Here is a 25,130-nt window from a genome sequence, read left to right as displayed (position 1 = left end):
GCGGATTCCCGCCCCCGAACCGCTTGTACTATACATCGAACGTCGGAATTCCCCCCATGAACAGCCTAGGCCGAAAAAAGGCGGCAACTGAACAAAAAGCCAGCATGCGGTGGAACCGCACATGCTGGCTTTCGTTCATACATACCCGCGTTTTATTCCGCTACCGCTGAAATTCCGTGCGGCTCATGACGCTTCGTCTGCTCGCCTTCCCCCGTGCGGAACGGCCACCAGTTGGCCGAACCGAACGTGCGCACCATTACCGGGATGAACAGCGGCAGGAAAACGACCGCGTACAGGAAAAGACCCGAAATGACGATGGTGGCGATTTGAAGCAGCGACATAACGCCTGAGGGCAGCATCGCCGCGAACGTCCCGCCGAGAATAACCGCGGCGGAAAGAATGACGGTGCCCATATTTTTCATGGAAAGGACGATCGCCTCTCCGACGGACAAATGTTTGTATTCATTAAAGCGGTCCATCAAGAAAATACTATAGTCGACGCCCAGCGCCACGAGAATGACGAAGGCGAAGAACGGAACCGCCCAGCTGATGCCCGAGTACCCGAGCAGGTTGACGAAAATAAGCTCGGCAATCGCCATCGACGTATAATAGGTCAAGATGAGCGACAAAATCAGGTAAGCCGGCATGATGATCGACCGAAGCATCACGATTAAGATGATTGCGATGCCGATCAGCATGAGAACGACGGTACGGGAATAGTCCGAATTCGAAATTTTGCCCAAATCGGCATACATGCCGGTTACCCCGTTGATGCCGAAGGTAGCCTTCTCAAGAGCCGTTCCTTTCGTACCCCGTTCGACTGCCGCCTGGATATCGTCGATTTTGGCGAGCGATTCGGTCGAATACGGATTGCCGGCAAAGACGACGTCGAACGTGATGATTTTCCGGTCTTTGGACATATACGTATCGAATACTTGCTGGAAGTCGGCGTTCCGGAGCGCTTCTTCCGGAATGAACCAGCCCGCCATCTTGTCGTCCGGCGAAGCCGCCAGACCGCCCAAATAATCCTGCGCCGACTTTAGGCCGCCGGACACCTGCGATAACCCGCCGACGCTGTCGTTCAGACCCTTGGTAAGCTCCGCCAATTGGCCGTCCAGCTTGGAGAAGCCCTGTTGAATTTCCTGCTGGCCGCCCGCGAGCTGCTGCAAGCCGTCGATGACGGACGGAATCCGGGCCACGATCTGCCCTTGACCGTCTGCCGCTTGGCTGATGCCTGCCTGCAGCTTTTCGAGACCTTCGACGATTTGGCCGAGTCCCGCGGCAAGCTGCGTTTGCCCTTCGGCCGCCTGCTCCAGTCCTCCGTTCGCCTGCTGCAGGGAAGGACCGAGCTTGGCAAGCTCCGCGTTAAGCTGCAGCAAGCCGCCGGACAGCTGCGAGACGCCCTGCTGCACTTGGCTAACCGTATCCCGGGCTGCGAGGAAGTCCGCATCCTTGGCGAGCTCCGGATATTTGGCCGCGAGATTATCCATATTACGGGAAGCTCCGCCAAGCGCCTGAGGCAGGTCGGCGAGCCCCTTCTCGATTTCGGCATATTTCTCCGTAAACGTGCCGAGGCCCGTTTCGATCTGCCGATAACCGCCGAGCAGCTCTTTACTTGCCGCAGCCAGCTGCTCGGCGGACGCCTTCGCCTGCTCGAGCCCTTGCTTCAAATCGCCGGCGCCTGCCGTACCGTCGCGCAAGCCTCTTTCGATTTGCTGCAGGCCGCCGGACAGCTCCGCCATGCCCGATTTCAGCGCATTCGTGCCCTTCACGAGCTCGCCTGCGCCGTCTGCAGCCTTGGACAGCTCCGGCCCTGAAGCGCTCAGTCCTTTGCTCGCCTCGGCAAGCCCGTCGCGGATCTGATTCAGGCCGTCGGTGCCTTTGCCCAGCCCGTCGTCCACCTGCTTCACCTGCTCGGTTACGAGCAGATCCTTCAGCTCCTCGCCTACCGGCCGCGTAGCGCTGCGCACCGCTTCGACGCCTTCGACCTTGCTGACCTCGCGGCTGATCTTCTCGATCAGCGCCAGCGAATCGGCGTTGTCCATCGCTTTATCGCTTTTCAGCACGATTTTGGCGGGAAGCGATTGCCCCGGCCCGAAGCTGTCGGAAATGATGTTGAACGCTTTAACCGAGTTATAGCTGTCGCCGATCTCATCCAGCGAGTTGTACGAAAGCTTGCCGTCGTATGTGAATAAGAGCGGAGCGACAATCACCGCCACGATTCCCAGCGAAAGGAGCGGTCTTTTCCACGAAAAGCGTCCCGCCCAGCCCCAGATTTTGCTTTGGCTGTGCTCCATCGAGCCCTTGGACGGCCAAAACAGCTTGCTGCCAAGCACCGCCATAAAGAACGGCACCAGCGTCACGAGCGCAATCAGCAGCACCCCGACGCCGACGGCAACGGCCGCGGCCGATTGGTACAAAATAAACGTGGAAAACCCGATGGAAGCAAAACCGACCATAACGGCAAGCCCGGAGAAAAACACCGTTCTGCCCGCAGTCCGGTACGTAGCGCCGATCGATTCCCACACGTCCCCGCGGTGCGCCAATTCTTCCTTAAAGCGGCTGATCAGCAAAATACAATAATCGGTTCCGATCCCGAACATGATCGCGACCATGAAAATTTGCGTAAAATTGGATAGAGGAAAGTCGAACCGGTCGACGAGAAACGCAACGATCGACTGCGCGGAAATATAACTGATGCCCACGGCAAGAAGCGGAACCAGCGGCGCGACAGCCGAACGGAAAACGACGAACAGAATCGTCAGAATGAAGGCTACCGTAATCAGCTCGGTCTTCTTCAAGCCTTCCTGCGAGCTCGTCATGACATCCTCGTCAATGAGCTTGCTGCCCGTAAAATAGTGCTCGACTTTGATGTCCGCCACCGAATCGTACAGCTGCTTGCTGACTTCGGCCGGCATCTTGCCGGACCAGTCGACGCCTACGAGGACAAGCACCGTTTTGCCGTCCTTCGACACCAGCTGCTTCTCAAGCTCCGTCTGGTTAAAATGCGAAGTAATCGCCGTAATGCCGTACTTCCCCTTCTCTTTGTCCAGCTTCTCGAGGCCCTGCTTCACTTCCGCCAGCTTGGAAGCGCCGAGCCCGTTCGGATCATGGAACACGAGCACCGTGTCGCTCGAGCTCTTTTCTTCGCCTTGTTGCTCCGCTTCATTCAGAATGCTGGACGCAAGCGAAGACGAATATCCGTCCGGGATGCTGATTTGCCCTTTATCCCGAACCAAATCGGCCATATTCGGCGCAGTCAACACTAGCCCGGCCACTATGGCAATCCAAGCGATCAATAAGTACCAGCGAGATTTCAACACCCATTTCATCGGTTATGCCTTCCCTCCGTCCTTCACCATTAGTGCCGCCAGCTTCTCGAAGCTGGTAATGAACGTCTCGATTTCATGCTCGGTAAAATGAATCAAATAGGGCGAGAGCACCTTTTGGATGCCGTCCTCGCCGACCTTGTGCATCGATCTTCCCGCTTCGGTCGGACGCAGGTAAACGATTCTTCGGTCCTTGCTATCCCTCAAGCGCTCAAGCAAGCCTTTGTTCTCCAAGCGAGTAATGATTGCGGTAATCGCGCTTTTGCCAACGCAGAACGTATCGGCGAGCTCGGTTGACGTACAGGTGTCTCGAGCGTCGATATAATGTAAAATGGATAGCTGCTCCAGCGTCAAATCTCCGCCAATTTTTTCTCGAATGGTTGCATTAAGCCGTTTATTGACGGTAAACGATGATTCGGTGTATCGCTCTATCCATTGCTGCAGCTTCTCGGCTTTCAATCCCGTGTCTCCTCCTTCTCCTTCAAAAGTGTATGCGTATCGTTCATCCTAAGAACCGTTCGAGACGTGGACAGTTCGATTCAAGAACCATTCAACGATTGAATTGTTCTACTGATGAACTATTTCATATTTGAACTATATCTTAATCGGCCGGATGAAGTCAATCCGTTGCTATGGATAATTTTCCATGCTCTTTGCGATCCTAACCATAGAAGGCATATCCTTTATTGAAGTAATCACAAAAATGATTGAAAAAATCAAATAAATGATTTAAACTTTCATTATGTGCTTGAATTGACAGTTACCCGCAACTATTCGAATATGAGGAGGCCACATTTTCATGAGCTTAACCTATAGCGAGATCAAACAACAATATGATGCTTTGCAGCAAACCTATGACTACATGCTTTCCAAAAGATCGGCAATCGCCGATTTTGCAAGCGCACAATCCGCTACATCCATCGCCTTCGTCGGCTGCGGCTCGAGCTACACGCTTAGTGAATCGGCCGCTTTCTCCGTAAGGCTGCGCGCAGGTCTTCCCGCCATCGCCCTTGCCGGCGGCGATCTGATGCTCAACCCGAAGCGTTACCGCCCGCTGCTCGAAAATACGCTGCTCGTCGCCCCGTCGCGTTCCGGCAGCACCAGCGAGGTCGTTGAAGCCGTTCGTCTGATTCAAGCGGAGAAGCACGTACCGGTGCTGGCGCTTTCCTGCGTGACGGACTCCCCGCTGTCGCAAAAAGCCGATTTCGCGCTTGAGCTTCCATGGGCGTTCGACCATAGCGTTTGCCAAACGCGTACGGTCACCAACCTGTATGTCGCCAATCTGCTGATCGCGGCTTTCCTCGGCAACGACGAAGCCTTGATCGCCGATATCGGCAAAGCGATCTCCCAAGGCGAAGCCTACATGGCGCGCGTGGAGCAATCGATCCGCGACGCGGCTGCCTTCGATTGGACGCACTCCGTCATTCTCGCGGACGGCGAGCTGCAAGGTCTGGCTGCGGAAGGCGCGATCGCGCTTACCGAAATCGCCAGAGCGGAATCGCACGCTCACCATCTGCTGGACGTTCGCCACGGCCCAATGGTCACCGTCGGACCGAACTCGCTGGTGATCGCCGTTCTGACGGAGGATCCTGCCGGACATCAGCGCAAGCTGATGCAAGACATCCGCGCGCGCGGCGCGAAAGTAATCGCCTTCGGCGACCGTGCAGCCGGCGTACCGGCAGCCGACGTCGATCTCGCGGTCGTTACGGAAAGCGAGCTGGATATCGCGGCGCAAGGCATTCCGTTCATTTTCATCCCGCAGATCGTCGCACTCGTCAGCGCGGAACGCAAAGGCTTCAATCCGGATCAGCCGGACGGCCTTACCGCTTGGGTGAAGCTGTAGGAGCACGAGCTGCGAGAAGCGCTTCCCTGACACCGTGAAGCCTTTTCCGACATGAGGCGATTTGTGAGAGAATAGACCAATTAGAAAAGGAACCTTAGCCTCGGCTGAGGCCACTGAAAAACTTCTAGCTTTTCGGATCAGTGAAGAGGAACGAATAAAAAAACGACCTTCTGTCCCGTTTTTTGGGGTTGAGGGTCGTCTTTTCGTCTATTCAAGAGGATGTAGCGGAACTATAGTGCGCTATTTGCCGACTTCTGACGTTCCGCATGAACTATCTCTACTGGGCGGCGACCGGCTTCAAGCTCTCTTGGTTTGCCAAATCAGCTTGAAGGCAACCGCGATTACTAAGACGCCGCCCAGCAGCAGGAGCATACCGCCGTGCATATGCATATGAATTCTGCTCCATGCGGCATGCATATAGCGGCCAAGAAATAAGAATGCCGTCACCCAAATCGCAGCGGCGCAAGTATTATGAAACGCGAACATGTTAAACGGCAGCCGATTGATCCCCGCAAGATAAGGTACAAAAACTCTTAACCCGGCAATAAATCTCGACAAAAAAATGACCGGCAGCCGGTATTTGAGCAGCTTCCGCTCCGCTTTATCCAGCCTTTGCTCGGTGATCCCGAACGCCTTGCCGTATTTCAGAAGAGCGGCATGGCCGAACCTTCGTCCGAGCCAATAAGCGATCGTAGATCCTGCTATGTTTCCGAGAAGGGCGGCGGCAAAGAGCGGGAAGAACGAAAAGGTACCGTCGGATAAGCCGATTCCGGCAATCGCTAATGCGGTTTCCGCGGGAAAAGGAATACCGATCATTTCCGCCATCAAAAGGAAAAACACGCCCCAGTATCCGTAATGCGCCAGCAGCTCATGAACGTGGATATGCATCAATATCCCCCTTTCTGCCGATTATTATTTCCAAAAAACCGACAAAACGGCGGGATCATTTCGAATTTTCAAACCCTTCCTTTCATATTTACCAGAAACCATAGACCGCCCGCCAGCAGGAGCGCCGACCCGGTCTCGGCCATAATGATGCTTTCGACCGTATCGAAACGGATGCTGATCACGAAGCCGTACAATGTAATGCCCAGCACAATAAATCCGATATTCTTGAACGTTTGCTTTCGCTTCATCCGAATCCCCCTCCATAAGATAACGATCATATATGAGACTAGATAAGCAATAAGAACCTCTCAGCTCTCGCGTTTTTGCAGTCGTTCGGCGCGCAGCGCGTACAGCCTGTAGCAATAAGTTGCGATCACCTTGGCGACGGCAAACGTCGGTACCGCCAGAAACATGCCGAGCAGCCCGCCGAAGCTTCCGGCCACAAGCAAGAGCAGGATAATCGTGAGAGGATGGATGTTCAGCTTTTTCCCCATGATTTGAGGAGATAGGAAGTTGCTTTCGATCTGCTGCGCGATCAGCACCACCGCGAGCATCTTCACGATCATCGACGGCGAGTCGATGAAAGCCACGATAATGGAAGGAATGATGCCGATGAACAACCCGACATAAGGGATTAAATTCAGAACCATGGCGCATATCGCGAGAATCAACGTATATTGGAGGCCGATTATCGAATAGCCGATTGCCAGGAGGACGCCGAGGCAAATGCTTACCAGCACCTTACCCTGCAAATAAGCGCTGAGGGCATTGTCCATCTCCCGCAATAAACCGATGCCGTCTTCGTCGCGCTCGTCGGGGAGCAGTCGAAGGATAAATTTAGGCACTTTGTCCCCTTCGCTTAGCATGTAGTAGAGAATGAACGGTACCGTCGTCAGGATGATAAAAATGTTTGTCAGAAAGCCCAGTATGCTCTGGACCGAACTCAGCGCCGCCGTGGATGCCCGGTTCAAATACTCGCCGATCGTCGATCTCCAATCGATATGGTTCTGCTGCAAATATTGCGCGATCCATTCGTTCTGCTCCAGCGTTTGCAATTGATCTTGAACGGCCGAAATCAACGTCGGTGCGTTGACGATCAGCGACCGGAACTGGCTTGCGATCGTCGGGCCTGCCAGTACGACGACCAGCGCGATAAGGCCGAAGCCCGCAACGTACACAAGCAGGATGGATAACGGCTTGGGGATCTTCAAATGCATGAGCCCCTTCACCACCGGACGCAGAAGGTAGTAAAGGATGCCCGCTACGAATAGGGGAAAGAACAGCGTTCGAAAGACCACCCCGATCGGATGAAACAGAAAATCAACCTTTGCTGCCAGAAAAACGATAAGCAATAGGAGCGCAATGCCGTACCCTATGCGAAAATATTTTCCCTGCGGCATACCCTCACCTTCCTTGCACTTGACATGCATAAAGAATTCGCCGTCCCCGGCAATAATTCCTTTTCGTGACGTGACGAATGAGCAGGCCGGAACGGGCGGCAAAATAAAAGAGCGGACTGCCGCAGCAGTCCGCTCTTCATGCTTCATCGTCGTTAAGTTAGTAGCCGTGGATGCGTTAGCGGGCGGTTTGACGCAAGGGGAAACGGGCGGCATCGCTATCGCCTGCGGCAGCCTCCGACGCACCCGCGCGCGCCTGCTTGCGAAGCAGCAGCTGCTGCTTCTCGCTAAGGGACGCTTTAATCGCAGCCGCCTTCGCTAGCTTGGTTTGGGCGCTTTCCGGTTTGTCGAAAAACCGGTCGTCCCGGTAAAGCTCAAGCAAGGCGCATCGAGCTGCACGGACTGCCGCATCTTCTATATTGAGCAAATAATAGGCAACCCGGTAACAGGTTATCTCCGCTCTCTCCAGCGCCGCTCTTTCTATATCCGCCATACGGCGGTTTTTCTCCCACTCCTCGCCCACGCTCAGCCACCCCCGTTTCCCTTCGTAACTATAAACGAACGATTGCCGCATTTCCTTACGCATTTCATAAAATCTTTTTTATTTATTTTTCATGGAGTTGACCAGCTTGACGGACGCCTCTTCGCCGATCGACGTCGTGATGTCGTAATAGGCCGCTCCGGTGCTCCATTCGAGATGTACGGTCCTTTTCGTCACGACCATAACGGCTTTGTCTCCTAGAATGTTGATTTCCTTAACAGCCGGCTTTTCTCCGCTGAAGGAACCGAAAGTCGATGCCCGCTCTCCGGCAAGCTTGGTTGCCCGAATGGCAATAAAACCTTCGGGATTGCTGTCCCGATTCTTGTAGGTCATCATAGCCGAATCGGCCTTCTTGCCCGGCAGCCTATTCAGCTCGACGGATTCGAGGACGAAGCCCTCCGGAACCTCGGTAGGTACGAGCAGCGGAAATTCAAGTTCCTTGCGCGCCTGCTCGACCGTCGTCTTGACCTTCTCCACCTCGATTGTCTCCCCCTCCCTGCCGCCGCTCGGATCGGAAGGCGGCGGAGTAAGCGGCGGAGGTTGACTGCCCGGCGGCGATCCCGTCTGCACGGAGCCGAATTGGTCCTCGTCCGGCGGCGGGGCCGTTAGCGCTCCTTTTTCCCGTCCCTCGTTGGATCGGAACGTAATGCTGATAGCCGCGCCATCCTTCGATTTATGCACGACCATCGAATAGAGGCTAGTAAAGGCAAAAACAGGATTAAACGTACCGGCAGCCAGGCAAATGGCCAAGATCATCGACGCTGCAGCCGTTCCCGACATTTTAGCCAGCCTTAGCCAGGCCCGGCGGCGGCGATCTGCGGCCAGTCGTTTCTGCATGCTGGACCAGACGTCTTTGTTTTCGGGAATAGGGATGCTGTCGAACGCGCTGCGCAGCGCTTCGGTCAATGCCGCATCCAGCTTATGCGGATCTTGCGGATCTTGCGGCTGTTGCGTCATCGGGCATCACCCCATTTCTCGCTAAAGTAGCCCGCCAGCTTCTTGCGCGCTCTAGCCAATCGCTGCGTAAGAACCTGCTCCGAAACGCCTAACTCCTTTACGATCTCGGCATAGCTAAGCTCCATTATATAATGCAAATATAAGACGACCCGGTATTCGTATTTCAGCTCCCTAAGCGCCTCATGCAGCGTTTCGTTGCGAATGTGACGCTCGACCAGTTGATCGACACGTTCCGACTGCGGGTCCGCCAGGTTATCCTCTTCATCATGATTAACGAGTCCAACACCGCAAATCTGACGGTATTTTTTATTTTTTCTTAATAAGTCATACGCGGTGTTGCGGCAAAGCAGCCTGAGCCAAGCCTTCATGTTGGAGCCGTCGCGCGTTTTGGGTCCGCTGCGGATCGCTTTCATAAACGACTCCTGGATCACATCCTCCGTCAAGGCGTGGTCGTTCAATAGGATCAGCAGGTCCCGGTAAACGAGCTCGCGGAAGGAAAGAAACAGCCGGCGCTGCAGCTCCGTATCAAGCCCGTGAATATTCGACCTGAACAGCTGAAAATCAATATCGTGCACCGTCTCCCCCCCAATCAACCGTTTCCCGACGACGTCACGGAAAGCGGCATGCCGCAAGGCGTGCCGCTTCGTTACGTTACGTATCTTACGTTCATTCCGTGCGGATCCACGACTCGCCAAGCCATGTTCGAACGCAAAGCCAACCGCGCCACGCAGCGATCATGTCGACTTTTTGCGGGGCAAGCTCCCCCAGAGGCGCCGAATCCGCCGACGGCCACGCGTAGAAAGGAGTCGTCCCGGTAAGTTCGTATTGCCCATCCTTACGTATGACCTCACCGGATAGCGCCCGTTCGGTCGGCACCCACCTGTCGCCGAGCCATGTCCGGATATGCGCCCAGCGGCCCAGCTTCTCGAAGACGCGCACTTGCTGGGGAGAAAGGAGGACGCCCGTTTTGACGTAGCGAACGCCTTCCTTGCCGTACAGCTCCGTTTGCGCGAGCAGTGTCATCGTTTCATCGGCGGCTTCGGGCTGCAATGCCCTCCCCTTGGCCGCCAAATACGCGACGACGCCCTCCACCATACCGTCTGCAAGCTTCTCCTGGTATGCGGGCTCCGACATCCGCTTGTCTTCGTCCGGATTGGACATGAAGCCCATCTCTACGAGCACGGTCGGTACCTTCGACCAGTTGAAGCCCGACAAATCGTCGCGGGGGACGGCTCCGCGAGAACGCGCCCCCGTCTCTTTGACCAGCGCAGCCAGCATCTCTTCGGCAGCCCGCTTGCTGTCTTCATAGATGGCAGCCGTATACGGGTTGGAAGCCGAAGGGTACAGCACGGAAATGCCTTTAGTCGCGGCAGAGGTATCGCCGTCCGCGTGAATGCGCACGAAAAGTTCGGCGTTCGCTTCGTTGGCGAGCTCCGCTCGTTTCTTATTGCTGATATCGACTTCATTGGCTTCACGGGTCATGAGGACCCGGTAGCCGAGGTCGGTCAGCTTCTTTTGGACAAGCTGCGATACTTCGAGCGTCAGTATATACTCCGGCTTTTTGGTAGCGACGCCTGTCGCCCCTCCTGCAACTTTCATTTTTTTCTCGTTTGCTCCCGGACCGACGGGCTCAAGCTCCATATTGGCCTTCCGTTGATGACCGGCATCGATCGCGACAACCGGCGCGGTTTCGCTCTGCGCCATCGTTGGACCGGCCGCAGGCATAAGCAAGCCGACCGCTGTGACAGCCGCAGCAATTCGGCGAAAAATGGAACGGTGTAGTTTCACTAGCTGCACCTCTGCTTTGGGTTGATACCATTCACTTATTTTCCCATTTTACCCTATCGGTGGACAATTGAAAATGCGTGTCGGTATCCAGCTGTCTCGAATGTGCCCACCCCATCATCCTCCAGCTGGATAGAGCATACCACAAAATTTCCGGACGGCATAAGCTGCGTCTACTCCTTCCGTCATTTCATGATTAAGTTATACGCTTCATCGCCTTAAACGGTTCGCGAAGGGATCCAACGGCCAAAAAAGCCCCACGTTATCCGGGCTCAGCTTCCTCTTTTCCCTCTTACGAGGCCTTTTTGACGACGCGGCAGGATTCACTTGATGTTACGGCCTGGCATGTCGCTCGCCCTGACTCTGTCAGGTACTTTCGTCGATGCGCTTCTATGTACAGATTTCGCTGTACATAGGCATCCTAGCTACACGGGGGCTTGGCCCCTCCCGCGACCGGACTCTCACCGGCTAGAAGATGCGTGCCTCTGGGCACGCCATTTTCGTAAAAAACGCCTACCGGCGGCTCTTTGACTCTGGCGTTTACCGGAAGTTTAGAGCTGTTTCCAGGATATGCTTTGCTGATAAACACGAAAAAACCGTGGACGCATCGTCCACGGCCCAGCTCGTCATCCCGTTCTCAAAACTTCCGTTCTTCAGCACATTCTCCGCTTCCGTCAATTTAATCTCGTCCGCATAAAAATATACGCCTTGATTGAGGGTTACTTTGGTGCTCGCATATACCCGGATTTTGGCCGTGTTGGTTGGCACCGTGAACGTGAGACTCTTGGCCGCATCTCGGCAACATAAGCATAGACCGTTCCGGTTATAGGGTCCTCTCCCCATTCGCTGGCAAACAACGCATAACACCAGCCTGGACGCTGCGTATTTCGGCAGGAAACATGCCAGTTCCAACCGTCCCTTCCCGTCGTGATTCCGAGCAAATCGGTGCCTGCTCCGTTATCCAGCCTCACCATATAAGGCCGCGGCATGTTGGAGCCGCACTCCTTATTACGCTTCCGATCGCATCACGAAGCGGAGCATTGTTTTCATCGGAAACGCTTTACCCTTTCAGACCGGTAGAAGCGATCCCCTCTACGAACTGCTTTTGCGCGATGATGAAAATAATAATGACCGGGATCGTTACAATCACCGCGCCGGCCATTAGCAGCTGAGGCTGAACACCGACATCGTTGCTCAGGGTGAGCAAGCCAAGCGGCAGCGTAAACATCTTCTTGTCATGCAGGTACAAGAGCGGCCCCATCGTATTGCTCCAAACACCCATAAACGTAAATACCCCGAGCGCCGACAAGGCCGAACGCGACAATGGAAAATAGATACGCCACAGCACCCGCCAAGGTCCGCAGCCGTCGATCGTCGCCGCTTCGAACAGCTCTCTCGGCACGCTTTTGTAAAACTGATGCAGCAGGAAAATGCCGAACGCGCCGGCCAGGAAGCTCGGAACGATAAGCGGCATATACGTGTCAAGCCCGCCAAGCGATTTCCAAATGAAATAGCCCGGAATGATCGTCACCTGCGCTGGCAGCATGAGCGTCGAAAGCATCGCGAGATAGAGCGGTTTTTTCAGCATAAAGTTGAACATCGCCAAACCGAAAGCAACCATCGCGCAAGACAGCAGGGTGCCGATAATATCAAGCGTGACGATGAGGAAGCTGTTGAGCGTATAGCGCGCAAAGTCCACCTTAATCCATACCGTTGAATAGAAGCTCCAATCGATCGGATTCGGAATCCACTGCGGCGGCAGCTTCGTCACGTTGCCACCTGACTTGAGCGAGGTGGCGACCATCCAATAAAACGGCATCAGCATCACGAGCCCGCCCATGATCAACAGAATATGAATGATTCCGTTCTTCAAGGAAATCCGTTTACTCATAATGAACCCACCTCTTCTCAAACCATTTCTGCACGAGCGTAACCGAGATGATCAGCGCGAACAACGCCCAGGACATGGCGGAAGCATAGCCCATTTTCGATGTCAGGAAGGCGTCCTTGTAAATCAGAATATTCGGCATCAGCTTCTGATCCGAGACGATATCGGGCGAATCGAACATGACGAGGAATACGTCAAACGCCTGGAACGAGGAAATCGTCGACAGGACGAGCACGAGAAAAATCATCGGCGATACGATCGGGAAAACGATTCTCCAGAACAGGGTCCACCGGGTCGCGCCGTCCAGCGAAGCGGCCTCATAAAGCTCCTTCGACACGCTCTGGATACCGGCGAGCAAAATAATCATAGAGGAACCGACGCCTTTCCACACGTTAACCAGCGCCACGCTCGTGACCGGAATCCACCAATGCTTACTGTCGAGCCAATTAACAGGCGGTATGTCGAACAGGTGGAGTGCATAATTCGCCAAACCGTACGTTTTGTTCATCATCCACTTCCACATCGTGCCTCCTGCGAGCCACGGGGTGACGACCGGAAGGAAGTAAATAACCCGGTAAAACGCCTTCGCCCGGATCGCCTGATTCAGAAAAAAGGCAAGGATCAACGCGAAGATCGTTTGCAGCGGAACGAATACGGCTGCGAATAGCGCAGCATTCCGCATGGCGTACCAAAAAGGCTTATCCGTCATCAGTCTGGTCCAGTTTTTCATCCCGATCCAGTCCGGCGCATTGAACATATCCCACTTCGTAAATGTCAGGTAGAAGGAGAAAATGAACGGAAATGCGAAAAATACGAGAAAGTGAATCGTGAACGGGAGCGTAAGAATATAGCCCCAACGATTTTGTTTATGCAAAGGATTCCCTCCCTCTCGGGCCAAACCCGAGGATCACCATGTTTTGTCGGAAGAAGGCAGGGTTCCTTTGTATCACAAAGGAACCCTGCGCCGATCGCATAGTGTTGTTATTTATTGTCGTCGAGCACCTTCTGCACTTTCTCTTGCAGTTGCTTCACGCCCTCTTCCGGAGTCAGCTTTCCTGAGAAAATATCGGTGTAAATCGGCTGTGCCGCCAAACGCCATTCGCTCCAGCTCGGGTTTTCGTCGAGCGTGACGCCCCCTTCGGCAATGCCGTCGCTGAACGCCTTTTTGTTCTTAGGATTGACGGACGTGTCAAGCTGAGCCGCCGCCTTTTTGTTGACAGGAAGCGACGCGCCGCTCTTCGCCAGGATCGTTTGCGCTTCCTCGCTCAAATAATACTTCAAAAATTCCCAGGCCGCTTCTTTCGCATCAGGTTTCGCTTTCGAGAACATGACCCAGCTGTTTGTCACCATCGGAACGAGACGCTTGCCGTCAAATCCTTTCGGAATTTCAATCGTGTCGTAATCGAGGTTCGGCGCTTCCTTGTTGATCAGCGTAGCATTGCTATATTGCATGAAGAACATGGCGAGCTTGCCGTTCGCGAACGCTTTCCACTCGCCGCCGCTGGTCTTGATGAAATCGCCGTCCGGGCTAATGCCGTCTTTGACCAGGCCTACCCATGTTTTGATCCCGTCGAGCGATTTCGGATCAGTGAACATCGCCTTCGTCTTCGTCGCGTCGAGCACCTGGCCGCCTTTGGAGCGCGTCCACGGATACCAGCCCGTCGTGATCGCACTGGAAGCGCTGTATCCGTATTGGTCCGGGGCTTTCGTCAGCTTCTTCGCAGCGTCGATCATGTCCTGGTATGTCCAGTCTTTGGTCGGAAGCGGCACGTTGGCGTCCGCAAACATTTTCTTGTTGTACGCAAGCCCGATCGGGTTGATGCCGTGCGGCACACCGTACACTTTGCCGTCGCTCGATTTCGCCGCATACAGCCCCGAGATGTAATCATCGTCTTTCAAATCCCGCTTGATGTAAGCGCTTAAGTCTTCCGCAACACCGCTCTTGCCGTAGCCTAGAATGACAGCGTTCTCCTGGAACCAGACATCGGGAGCCGTTCCGCCCGCGATTTCGGTTTGAATCTTTTTCGTGAAATCGCCCCACGGCGCTTCGACAATCTCGGTTTTGATGTTCGGGAACTTGGCGATAAAGCCGTCGATAATTTCTTTCTTCGTGACGTCGTACGCTCCAGGAAGACCGATCTTGAGCGTCATTTGTTTAGGAGCCTTCGAAGCTTCCGGCGCTTTGGACGCATCACTCGGCTTTGCGCTCGGACTTGAACCTGCCGGTGTTTTATCGCCGCCTCCGCAGGCAGCCAAAGACAGCGCTAACATGGATACGGATACTGAAAGTAAACCTTTTTTCATTCGTAAACCCTCCCTTTTGGATTAACCGCACTTGATCATGCTTTAAGTTCCAAAACTGACCCCTGTTGCAAGCCTTTGTTGGCTGTGGCTGACGAGGACTTTATCCTTGCCAATCCGGTTAAAAACAAGCTTGCTTCCCCCTTATAGTAATCGATTTCTACAAATAAGTTCTACGTCTTCATTCTAGATGGTAATTTACAACCCAATAATAACACGTGTTAATTTAAATGTAAATAACTTAACGTATGATAATTTATTAAAAAAACGAGCCTCCGTTTCCGTCAAGGATTCGTTGCCCGTATTTTCCCCGTTATTCGGCCCTCCTATCCTCGTTACATATCGCTACGCTGCCCCCCTGGAATAAACTAAACTTCGACAACAGGATCCGCTGCGGCTCGCCGTCTTTGTGTCTGATGATGTCGATGAGACGTTTCATAACCAGCAACAGCTCATCCGGGTCCTGGTAAAAAACCGTAAGCTGCGGAACGCTGACTTTCACAAATTCGGTAAACTCCACCCCGATCAGACTAACCTCGCTCGGCACGCCAACCCTTCGTTCCTTTAAGCGATGCAGCACGCTAAACTGGATGACCGAATTTACGCAGAAGGCGGCCGTGTAGTCGATTTCAAGCGTTTCCATCCGATCGCAGAGCTCGTAGCCGTTTTCTTCTTTACTTACCTGAATCAAGCTTTTATCGAGCGCGACTCCCGCTTCCTCCAAAGCCAGCTTATACCCCTGCAAATTAATTTTATGCGTGGCAAGCTCAAGGGAGCCGCTTAAGAAAGCGATTCTTCTATGACCCAATGAAAGCAAATACCGTGTCGCTTCGTAAGCCACTTTCGCATGATCGGGCATGATAATATTGAGATCGGTTCGATTCGTCCCCCAAAAAAAGACGGAAGGGATTGAGGTCTGAACGATCATATCGACGAACAACTCATCCACGGCCCCGGTCACAATCAGGCCGGCCACCTTATGCTCCTTCAGAAACAACTCCAGCTGCTGGTAACTCTCCGGATTCGCCTTCACACTCCTGAACAAAAGCTGGTATTGATACTTTCCCGCCGCATCTGCGGCGCTTTTCAAAAGCGAAATATAACGAGGATCGTCATCGTCCCGGTCGTACAGAACGAAGCAGATCTTCGGGCTGACTTCGTTATCGTTATCCCAATACCCCAGCTCGCGAGCCGCTTGCATAACCTGGGCCCTTGTTTTTTCCGATACTTTCACATTAGGCGTATTGTTCAATACAAACGAAACCGCCGATCGCGAAATCCCGAGATATTCGGCGATTTCTTTTTTTGTAACAGCCATTCCTGCTCACCTTCCATTAACTACAATTAACGTTGCGTTAGTTCTAATTTCAAGATTACATGACTTTTCTAACATTCGTCAATCTGCATTTTGAAACGAAACGATTCCTGGACGGATATTTGTTACACAAATGAAACATTCCATTCATCTTCTTTTAATGATGCCCGCCTATAATAAAAGACGACCCCCTTTTGATTATATATAAATTTGACTCGCAGGCCCGTTGCTTGCGGGTTCTTTTTTTGTATCCGTTAGTTTGTGCCAGCCTCCCTTTCCTCCGCCGCTCCACATAACTCGCGTTTTTTTCTCTAACGGCTGCCACAAGCCACTATTTCGGCGAAAAAAGCAGTTTTGAAATTGTAACGGAGCTGCTATTTTCGCGAAAAAGCCGTTTTTCGGGACAAAAGAGCAAAATAAGCGCGAATAGCGCCGTTAGAATCACCTGCGACCGGGCCCGGCCATGGCCAGGCATAAAAAGAGCCGCCCGGCGTACTGCCGGGCGGCAATTATGGTTACAATTCCGCAATTACTGCAACCCTGTTTTCCATCCGGGAACGTTCGGCGGCAAAGCCGATCTGGTGGCCATAGATGGATTTCTCCAGCGAGGTGGAGGACAAAGAAGGCGTTTCGCCGCGAAGCGTTCTTACGAAATCTGCGGCAAGGCGCAGGTCGCCCCCGCCGTGCATATCCGCCGATACGTTTAGCTCGACCTTTTCGTCGGTATAAGTTTGCCCCGGCGCGTCGCTTGGGCGACGGATTACGAAGTATCCCTCCTCCATCGTCCCGACAATTTCGCCTTTCGTACCGGTAAGGTGGATCGTGCGGCTTGGTCTCGCGGTCGCGCCGATCAAGTTATGCGACGCCGTGCTGCCGTCTTCGAATTCGACGATGACAGCCTGATGGTCGACGACATCGTTGTCGGAGCGCCAGACGCAGCGGCCGTATGGATTGGTCGTGCGAAGGGACTCGAGCTTCCCGGTGATGTCGTCTTCGGCAAGGCCGGTGCGGTCCCAGACGTAAGCACCCCATAAATTTTGCTGCATATACATCCGTTTGGCCGAGTATGTGCAGCTTTCCTCCAGCGGACAGTCCGCCAAACAACGGGTTCCCGCCCCCTCCGGCGCTTTCTCCTTGCGGAATTGAGACAGGCTGCCGAAGCTGCTTACTTTCACCGGGCGAACGCCGTTCTTCAGCCAAGTGATCAAATCGAGGTCGTGACAGCATTTGGCCATCAGCATCGGCGAGCCGCAATTTTCGATACTATTCCATTTGCCACGTACGAAGGCGGTCGCCATATGATGGTAGCTGACGTTTTCCTCCGTCTGGATGGCGATGATGTCCCCGATTACCCCTTGCTCCAGCTTCTCGCGAATCGTCGCATAGAATGGAGCATAGCGCAAGACGTGACAAATCATCACGGTTCTCCCGTGCGACTTGGCTGCATGATGAAGCTCCAGCACTTCCTCTTCGCTGACGCCGATCGGCTTCTCCAGAAGAACGTCGTATCCCGCCTTCAGCAGCGGAAGCGTCGTTTGGACGTGAAGCTGATCCATCGTACCGTTGATCGCAGCATCCGCGAGCTTTGGAACGGCGGTTAGCTGCTCAACTGAGGCGAAGCAATGCTCGGGCGGAAACCCGAAGCGCTCCGAAGTGGATTGCCGCCGCTCGGGATCGGGATCGACGACGCCGACGATGCGGAACTGCTCCGGATTCATTTCGGCGTACGAGGCGTAGAGCAGACTGCGGTGACCCGCCCCGACAATAACGGCCGTAATCGGCTGCGAAGATGTGTGACCGGAGACGTTTGACGTTGTTGAGTTGGACATGGTGCCCCTCTTTTCTGTGATAAGTATGACTTTCGACTTTCGCAATGGAATAACAAAGTAATCGATTTCTGAAACTAAGCGTACAGGAAAACCACCCGTAGATCAATAGAAATTACTCGCTTGGTGCGCTATAGTTGATGGAGGAGTATCTGCAAAAGGAACGGAAACCATGCGGGGACCGACCGCCGTCATGCAGCTAGACATCGTGCGCCGTTAATTGTGCGCGATGCGAAAAATAGCGATAAGGAGAGCATGCTCATGCTGTTTATAGACAACCTCCTGGCAACCGTTAGAAATCAGAAAACCCAATTATCGCCTAAATAAGGGCGCGTAGCTCCGTTAGAATCCCCCACGCCGCAGTACTAGAAAAAGTTAGTACTTATTTCCATCCGCAAAATCCTCGAACCATCTTCGCTGCACGTCGCGCGGTGAAAAGTCGCGGTTATAGTCCAGGCCACACTCTCCGATGGCCACAACCTGCGGGAGCGCCGCAAGCTCGCGAAGCTTCGGGATCGTCCCCGCGTCGCAGCTTTTTGCATCATGGGGGTGAATGCCCGCAGTCGTATACAGCTTGCCGGGAAACTTGCGTCATTTGTCCTGTCCGCTCACAGGGGGTTTAACCATGGTAAGAGAGGTGAAGATTGAATGCGTACGTTGCGGCGGAGCTCAATCTGTTCTTCTTTCTTCTGACCAGCTTGCATCAACATACTCGATAGTTTACAGCTCGAGTATGAAACGTTCGATCGAAATGAAGCACGATCCCTGGCAACTGAATTTTAGACCCTAGGGATACGGATATTCCCGCTTCGCTTTTTCTTTTAAAAATGGCTGTTTCTTTCGGAGAGCACCGCAGCCGACGATTTTATTCGTCTTATCGCATAAAAGGGTACGAATCTCTGTAATCGGGATTCGTACCTTTTTATGTCTAGGAGGGCACTACGAACAGCGGCGTGGTTGATTCGATCCCCTTGCTCGAACCACCGTTCAAATCCCTGTTTCGCAACAGTGAAGGTAGGGGAGCTGTCGTACCAAGTCGTGAATGCTTCTTTCCATTCCCATACGCTGCGCAGAAGCGGAGAGTAACTCAGCAGCGTTTTCAAACGTTTTTTGCTGTCTTCGTTAAATGATTCCGCTGGCGGATTCAGCAATCGATGGTTCGCTTTTAGATACGCCTTAGCTCGCGGCGACAGCGTGTTCTGAATGGTTCTCCGAACCTCCTGCACGCTTTCGATCACATAACCGTGAACATGAAAACGATCCGCGATGCGAATCGCGTTCGGAAAACACTCCCGGATCCAGGTGTGATACGCCTGGGCTAAATCCATGACCACTGCCTTCGGGTTTAGTAGAAGGAAGTCCGGATGCGCCCCCGAATACGCCCGCAGTTCCGTAAGCTTCCGACCTGGCAACACATCGATAGCTCTGGTAAGTTTGAGCATTTCATTGATATACTGAGTCTGTATCTGTCAATTCCTTAAGCTATTACAGCTCAATGATCTCTGGTTTCTTATTATCGAACCATGCTGATGTTGATGCTTCGAATTCCGGATTCATGAATTAGGAGTCATCGGCTGTCTGCTTTTTTCAACACCACATCATCAAAATATGCCGTACCCGGGCCAAATACACGTAAGTAAATAACGGCTATATTTGCATTCTCAGGTACTTTAAACTGCATCTTCGCTTCTTGCCACTCTGCAACATTATAATACGGCTGACTATTGAATTCGCTGACGTAACCAGCTGCCCCAAGAACATCTCGGTAAAGCTCCACTTTCATTTGAGTTTTGCCTGCTGAAGCAACTTCACTCATTAACCATGCTGAAAGATCATAGGTTTCCCCGCCGATCACAGTAAGCTGCTGTTTAACCAAAGTACCACCGATAGCTGCTGCTTTTATTAACTTTAATGCGTTGTTATCGGAATGGGATTTTTCTGAAGTAACGGATGTTTCTCCAGTCGTCCATGTTCCTTGCCAACCCGTAGCGATCGAATTCGTCACTTGCTCGAACCCGGGATTCGTCAACAAGTTAACGATTTGGGGTCTCTCTACTTTTTCCAACACCACATCATCAAAATATGCCGTACCCGGGCCAAATACACGCAAGTAAATAACGGCTAAATTTGCATTCTCAGGTACCTTAACCTGCATCTTCGCTTCTTGCCACTCCGCAACATTATAATACGGCTGACTATTGAATTCGCTGACGTAACCACTTGCTCCCGTAACATCTTTGTAAAGCTCCACTTTTATTTGAGTTTTGCCTGCTGAAGCAACTTCACTCATTAACCATGCTGAAAGATCATAGGTTTCTCCGCCGATCACATTAACCAGCTGTTTAACCAAAGTGCCTCCACTATCTGCTGCTTTTATTACTTTTAACGCATTGCTACCTGAATGGGATTTTTCTGAAGTAACGGATGTTTCCCCAGTCGTCCATGCCCCTTGCCAACCCGTAGCGATCGAATTGGTCACTTGCTCGAACCCGGGATTGAGCAGTAAGTTTTTACTGTAAAGGATCTCAATGGGTGTGCTTAATACATCCTGTCCAGCTATTTGCAACTTCACATCGATAACATAATGATCTTCCGCTAATGGATTGGGAATCGTCAATGTTCCTTCTACGCTAACCGATTGGTTAGCAGGCACGGTTACAGGATTCTCAAAGACAAGCGTCAATCCATTCGTTGCAGCACTTGTTAAATCGACAGATAAGGCATACGGTTTATTGTTTGTGATGGTAACAGGAACTTTTAAAGTACCGGGATGCGTTGCTCGGATTACCTTGTCGAATGAACCGAATGAAAGGTAGCGATTAATTAAGGCATACGCCTCCGTCTCCAACTTGTCATAATCAACTTTCGTCATCACGCCATCAAGGAGAAGCCTTTTTGCTTCGGCAATAAATTGAGCCAACGAGCTTAGATAGGACTCGATTTTATTTTCATTAAAATCATTCTCGGCTTCTTCCAGCGCCTGCAGCATGGCTCCAGCTTGGGTGGATGTTAATTTTCCTCCACTAATGTAGTTATAAACCACATTTTTCAAGTCGCCCGCACCATACTCCACTTGATAGACGCCAATATCGTCCAAATAAACGGTTGCATCTGTTGCATTTTTAATTTGCGTATTGATTAAAATGTTCTGGATGTCGTATCCATCAATCTGGGCAGGCAGTTCTTCGAAAAAGGTAACCTCTGTCCATTTCCCTGCATAATCCGCTAACGTCATTGCTTTGGAGAAATACGTGCTTTTCCCTTTTCCTGTATGGAGCTCAATCACAATTTGCACAGTACCTTGACTCGTTGTACCGGCAGGGGTGAAAAATTTAACAGAGCTTGCTAACAATCCTGGTTTGACATCAATGTTTTTCCAAACACCCGCTTGTTTGGCATTCGTGAAAACTAAACTCTTGGACCCGCTGTTTGCGTTTTGATCCGTGACTGCGATAGTTGCTGTACCATCAGGTTTCCACAAATTCCATGTGGCTGTACCATCTTCGAAAGAGGCATTATCGGCTAAGGAATTTTTAAGATCGATGCGATTCAACAAATTTGCAAACTCACGAAGATTCGGACGAGCAATATCTTGGCGAAATTGCTGCAGCTTTTTCATGATTTCACTATTTTCATTACATGTTACACAGGCGTCCAGAAAGCTCTTCGTATACCAGAATTCGTTGGAATTCCAACCCGTCCATACCTCGTTATAGGTTACAGGATTAACTGGATATTTGAGCGTTGGATTTTTGCTGAATTCTTGAATAAACTCCGCTCTGCGTTTGGAAGCAGACAAGCGACTTTCCAATGTGTTATCTAACTCATTCAATATCGCTAAAGCTTCGACTTCGTTGTCAGGTCTATTGATTTGACGCTGACTTTGATAGGAATAAGCAGATGCTTCATAATATTCGAACTGAAGTAACAGTTGTTCAGCCCTTAGCTTTTGCTCGGGTGTTTCCGCTTTTGCTAACACGGATTCAAGCAGAGTCCGGCCCTGTAAAAATTCATCTGCAGCGAGCAATAAATAAGAACTATTCCTCATCGTTAAATAGACATCATTTTTGGAGGATTGGAACCAGGAGGATGCTTTTGCATCGGTGCGCCAAAATGTCTCCCACAGCTCGAAGTACGCTTTTAAATCCGCAGCCGCCTTCGAACCAACCGCTGCTTGATACCAATGATCGAGCAATACGTCTACGTCTTGATTCTCGTTCCAGCCTAGCTTGGCAATAATCCATGGCTGAGGCCCATCCCCCAATACAGGATGCATGTCCCAATGATGCAATTTCACATCATGATCGACAGCGTAATCATATAAGTCTTTCACCAGATGCGGATAAACGCGTGGAGCGTGGTAGGCAAAGCTCTCCATATAATCATACCAGCCTAGCGTTGTCGCCTTCTCTTTCCAAGCATCAAAATGTGCCTTTCCCTGTTGTTCGACTTCCTCATCTACCCAGGCTAGCCGATCTTTCGTAACAACCGGAATGACCTGCGGATGTAAAGCAAACGAAGGCGGGTCCATGACTGCTTCATAGGCATATACCGCAAACCATTTATTAGCGTACTGAGGGTCCGCTACTACGCCGCTAACGACATCATTGACCCATTTGTAATAAATCTCGGACATATGTGGCAGACCAACTGAATTTTTTGTAGGGTTTGCAGGATAACCGGGATGGGCGGGATTCATCTCACAAAAGCCATTAGAATCATTCACAACAAGAGAAAAGGAAACTTCATTGGGATTGTTACGGAAATATTCCTTAATATTTTCGATCGCTACTTGGACCGTTGCAGGGTTGCTAAAGCACGGCTGCCAACCTGTGTACGCGCCGGGAGCAGGCGGTCGATTATTCGGATAGAAGTTCGGATAAGCTGTCGTATCTCCATATTTGGCAACCGGGAAAAGGGTAAACATATTATGACCAAGCTTGATTTCTGACGCAGATAGTGTACGATTTTCACGCTGCCACTTATAACGGACATCGCCATAATTGCCATCGCTCATATTCATGGATCGCCGCAACGAAAAGGCAGTTGGTTCATCCTTCCAGCGTTCCGCCGGCATCACAAGTTCATCCAAATGCGGTACATCTGTCCACTCATCACTTGGAAATAACCATGTAACGCCTACATACTTCTCCAAAAAGGCATATACGCCGTTACGTGTCCCGACCGATGTGGGGCTCGTAATGATTAGTTGCGTCCCGGATGGAGAGACGATGAAGCCATCCGCATGCAGGGCTGCCACTTCTGAAGCAAACGCTTGATCCTCGGGATAAGAGCCTTCCCCGATCCGCAGCATGATTGTCGACGGCTCCAGATTTAGATTCCCAAGCTGACCAACGGTATAGATCGGGAGTTTAACTCCTGTAGAACGCTCCATGTAATCCGACATCGCGTTCGCTGCTTCATTGATTTCTGCGCCGCTCTGTTCAGGTTTTACAATAACCGCATTCGCTTGACCGTTACGGACAATGTATTGCGGCGGATTCGAAGTGGGTTCCTCTCCTTCCAGCACCGCTGTAACCGCTTTCCCCAGCTGGGTTTTTGCGGCTTCGGATATATTTTTCTGCATACCCTCGTTGGTAAGATGCTTCAGGAAATCTTCCATCTTCTTGCGTGCCTGCTCAATCGAGCCTTTCTCTAACTGATGTTTGGCTTGTTGCAATGCGTTATCGAGCTGCTTGGACAGCGGGTGCTGAACATCCCCTGATCCGATCAACGAATCCAGCAACGTTTGTACCTGATTGATCTGGCTCAGCGTCAGACTGTCCGGTGCTTGCGCAGCGGCATTCTTAGTCAAACCTGTCATTGAAGTGAAGACTAAGGCTAAAACCAACGTCCACAACATCCACTTTTGCTTCAACATATTTCTCCTCCTCGTAGAAAGAAATCGATTTCTTCGAACATAGTAAGTTCTCCATCCACTTGTCTGATGCGAATCCTCTGCTCGAACTTACCTATAAAGTTACCATTGAGGGTTAAAGGAAATCTACGAGGCATCTTGCTGTCTTTTTGTATATTATTGCTGTTCATCATCGGCTTTACAAAAAATAGAGTATAATGAATAGTATCCGAGGAAGCGCTTGCAAGGGGGAGGGGCCATCAAATGGAAACCCAACGGCAGACTATAGATTATAACCAACGATTCCCATTCAAAATAACGCGAGTAAAGCAGATGAATAACAATTATCTCGTCCTGCCGCACTGGCACGAACAACTGGAAATCATTCAAGTTGTTTCAGGCTCCGTTCAAGTTAAAGTCGACGAGCTAACTTACATCGGTGAAGAAGGCGATATTTTCTTTTTTAACAGCCGCCAAGTTCATTCTGTGATGAATAAAGACGAAGAGGTCGATCCGATGATCCACGGCATGCTCTTCGATCGAGTTTTGCTGTACCGCGCCATTGCAAACCAGGAAACAGACCTATGGATTTCATCTTTGCTGGGACATCGCAAAATCCGCAACCACTATACGCCTGCCCATAAGCTTTGGCCTAAATTAAATGAAGGGTTCAAAACGGTACAGGAAGAACATACATCCAATCTTATTGGCTATGAATTGTTAATTATTTCGGAGATCTATTCATTTATCGTATCCATTTTACGCATGTACGCTATTGAAATTAGTTTAGATGTAAGTCCTATCCGCTATATTGAACAATACGCGAAGTTGAAGCCAGCAGTGGATTACATAGAAAAACAGTATGCGAATAAAATAAATTTAGAGGAAATTAGCAGTCAGTCCAACATGAGTTCCTTTCATTTTTTACGCGAGTTTAAGAAGCTGTTCGGGATGACTCCTATGCAAATGGTTACCGATGTTCGCTTACACCGTGCCAAACAACTGCTATTGGATTCAAATATTAGCATTACAGAAGTTGCCGGTTTAATAGGATTTTACGATGTAGGGCATTTCAGTAAAGTTTTTAAACAAAAAAATGGATACACACCATTGCAATTTCGTAAGGGATTTGATCTATAATCCTTCAACAAATATTAAACGCCCGTACTGCACTTTCACCCGAAGAATCGAGTAAACAACTTA

At 51.4% G+C, this 25,130-nt stretch carries 19 protein-coding genes and 1 pseudogene; 2 read left to right on the top strand and 18 right to left on the bottom strand.

The features are described 5' to 3' along the window. Nucleotides 1–152: 152 nt before the first annotated feature. Both ACKGJP_RS07890 and ACKGJP_RS07885 read right to left on the bottom strand, forming a co-directional pair. Nucleotides 153–3,332 (bottom strand): MMPL family transporter, encoded by a 3,180-nt coding sequence (locus ACKGJP_RS07890; RefSeq protein ID WP_409345112.1) that lies wholly within the window; start codon nucleotides 3,330–3,332, stop codon nucleotides 153–155. Nucleotides 3,333–3,335: 3 nt separating this feature from the next. Beyond that, on the bottom strand, nucleotides 3,336–3,788 hold the full coding sequence (locus ACKGJP_RS07885) for a MarR family winged helix-turn-helix transcriptional regulator (protein ID WP_409345111.1): 453 nt from the start codon (nucleotides 3,786–3,788) through the stop codon (nucleotides 3,336–3,338). Nucleotides 3,789–4,128: 340 nt separating this feature from the next. Between ACKGJP_RS07885 and ACKGJP_RS07880 the strand changes: the two genes are divergently transcribed. Further along, entirely contained in the window at nucleotides 4,129–5,172 is a 1,044-nt protein-coding gene (locus ACKGJP_RS07880; RefSeq protein WP_409345110.1) for an SIS domain-containing protein, read from the top strand. Between the two features lie 297 nt (nucleotides 5,173–5,469). Here ACKGJP_RS07880 and ACKGJP_RS07875 read toward each other — a convergent pair whose 3' ends face one another. The 16 genes and pseudogenes from ACKGJP_RS07875 to ACKGJP_RS07800 all read right to left on the bottom strand — a co-directional run bounded on the left by ACKGJP_RS07875 (nucleotide 5,470) and on the right by ACKGJP_RS07800 (nucleotide 23,951). Further along, on the bottom strand, nucleotides 5,470–6,060 hold the full coding sequence (locus tag ACKGJP_RS07875; RefSeq protein WP_409345109.1) for a DedA family protein: 591 nt from the start codon (nucleotides 6,058–6,060) through the stop codon (nucleotides 5,470–5,472). Nucleotides 6,061–6,128: 68 nt separating this feature from the next. Further along, nucleotides 6,129–6,308 (bottom strand): hypothetical protein, encoded by a 180-nt coding sequence (locus ACKGJP_RS07870; protein ID WP_409345108.1) that lies wholly within the window; start codon nucleotides 6,306–6,308, stop codon nucleotides 6,129–6,131. 60 nt (nucleotides 6,309–6,368) lie between these two features. Continuing rightward, nucleotides 6,369–7,460 (bottom strand): AI-2E family transporter, encoded by a 1,092-nt coding sequence (locus ACKGJP_RS07865; protein WP_409345107.1) that lies wholly within the window; start codon nucleotides 7,458–7,460, stop codon nucleotides 6,369–6,371. A 175-nt stretch (nucleotides 7,461–7,635) separates the two neighbouring features. Next, nucleotides 7,636–8,043: a hypothetical protein gene (locus tag ACKGJP_RS07860; protein WP_409345106.1), complete on the bottom strand. Its 408-nt coding sequence runs from the start codon at nucleotides 8,041–8,043 to the stop codon at nucleotides 7,636–7,638. A gap of 15 nt (nucleotides 8,044–8,058) precedes the next feature. Further along, entirely contained in the window at nucleotides 8,059–8,955 is an 897-nt protein-coding gene (locus ACKGJP_RS07855) for a DUF4367 domain-containing protein (RefSeq protein ID WP_409345105.1), read from the bottom strand. Further along, nucleotides 8,952–9,530, bottom strand: coding sequence for an RNA polymerase sigma factor (locus ACKGJP_RS07850; protein ID WP_409345104.1), 579 nt, complete (start codon nucleotides 9,528–9,530; stop codon nucleotides 8,952–8,954). Before ACKGJP_RS07850 ends, ACKGJP_RS07855 begins: the two co-directional genes overlap by 4 nt. Before the next feature lie 91 nt (nucleotides 9,531–9,621). Beyond that, nucleotides 9,622–10,743 carry an N-acetylmuramoyl-L-alanine amidase gene (locus ACKGJP_RS07845; protein WP_409345103.1) on the bottom strand — a complete coding sequence of 374 codons (1,122 nt, stop codon included), beginning with the start codon at nucleotides 10,741–10,743 and terminating at the stop codon, nucleotides 9,622–9,624. 537 nt (nucleotides 10,744–11,280) lie between these two features. Beyond that, nucleotides 11,281–11,508 carry a hypothetical protein gene (locus ACKGJP_RS07840; RefSeq protein ID WP_409345102.1) on the bottom strand — a complete coding sequence of 76 codons (228 nt, stop codon included), beginning with the start codon at nucleotides 11,506–11,508 and terminating at the stop codon, nucleotides 11,281–11,283. Between the two features lie 292 nt (nucleotides 11,509–11,800). Further along, nucleotides 11,801–12,631 carry a carbohydrate ABC transporter permease gene (locus tag ACKGJP_RS07835; protein ID WP_409345101.1) on the bottom strand — a complete coding sequence of 277 codons (831 nt, stop codon included), beginning with the start codon at nucleotides 12,629–12,631 and terminating at the stop codon, nucleotides 11,801–11,803. Further along, nucleotides 12,624–13,502, bottom strand: a complete 879-nt coding sequence (locus tag ACKGJP_RS07830; RefSeq protein WP_409345100.1) for a carbohydrate ABC transporter permease — start codon at nucleotides 13,500–13,502, stop codon at nucleotides 12,624–12,626. Before ACKGJP_RS07830 ends, ACKGJP_RS07835 begins: the two co-directional genes overlap by 8 nt. A 107-nt stretch (nucleotides 13,503–13,609) precedes the next feature. Next, nucleotides 13,610–14,932 carry an ABC transporter substrate-binding protein gene (locus ACKGJP_RS07825; protein WP_409345099.1) on the bottom strand — a complete coding sequence of 441 codons (1,323 nt, stop codon included), beginning with the start codon at nucleotides 14,930–14,932 and terminating at the stop codon, nucleotides 13,610–13,612. Between the two features lie 310 nt (nucleotides 14,933–15,242). Beyond that, nucleotides 15,243–16,247, bottom strand: coding sequence for a LacI family DNA-binding transcriptional regulator (locus ACKGJP_RS07820; RefSeq protein ID WP_409345098.1), 1,005 nt, complete (start codon nucleotides 16,245–16,247; stop codon nucleotides 15,243–15,245). A 512-nt stretch (nucleotides 16,248–16,759) separates the two neighbouring features. Then, the gene (locus ACKGJP_RS07815; RefSeq protein ID WP_409345097.1) at nucleotides 16,760–18,073 is read right to left on the bottom strand and encodes a Gfo/Idh/MocA family protein; all 1,314 of its coding nucleotides are present in this window, start codon (nucleotides 18,071–18,073) and stop codon (nucleotides 16,760–16,762) included. Between the two features lie 402 nt (nucleotides 18,074–18,475). Beyond that, a pseudogene (locus ACKGJP_RS07810) lies at nucleotides 18,476–18,658 on the bottom strand (TatD family hydrolase); the annotation flags it as partial. A 233-nt stretch (nucleotides 18,659–18,891) separates the two neighbouring features. After that, nucleotides 18,892–19,521, bottom strand: a complete 630-nt coding sequence (locus ACKGJP_RS07805) for a transposase (protein ID WP_409347100.1) — start codon at nucleotides 19,519–19,521, stop codon at nucleotides 18,892–18,894. Nucleotides 19,522–19,637: 116 nt separating this feature from the next. Further along, on the bottom strand, nucleotides 19,638–23,951 hold the full coding sequence (locus ACKGJP_RS07800; protein ID WP_409345096.1) for a DUF4838 domain-containing protein: 4,314 nt from the start codon (nucleotides 23,949–23,951) through the stop codon (nucleotides 19,638–19,640). Nucleotides 23,952–24,191: 240 nt separating this feature from the next. On the opposite strand from ACKGJP_RS07800, the gene ACKGJP_RS07795 reads away from it, so the two are divergent. Continuing rightward, nucleotides 24,192–25,067 (top strand): helix-turn-helix domain-containing protein, encoded by an 876-nt coding sequence (locus tag ACKGJP_RS07795; RefSeq protein WP_409345095.1) that lies wholly within the window; start codon nucleotides 24,192–24,194, stop codon nucleotides 25,065–25,067. Nucleotides 25,068–25,130: the final 63 nt, after the last annotated feature.

The organism is Paenibacillus litoralis (assembly GCF_046244365.1).
GTDB lineage: Bacteria > Bacillota > Bacilli > Paenibacillales > NBRC-103111 > Paenibacillus_V.
The sequence above is the reverse complement of the archived record's forward strand: the minus strand, read 5'-3'. Positions and strand labels throughout refer to the sequence as shown.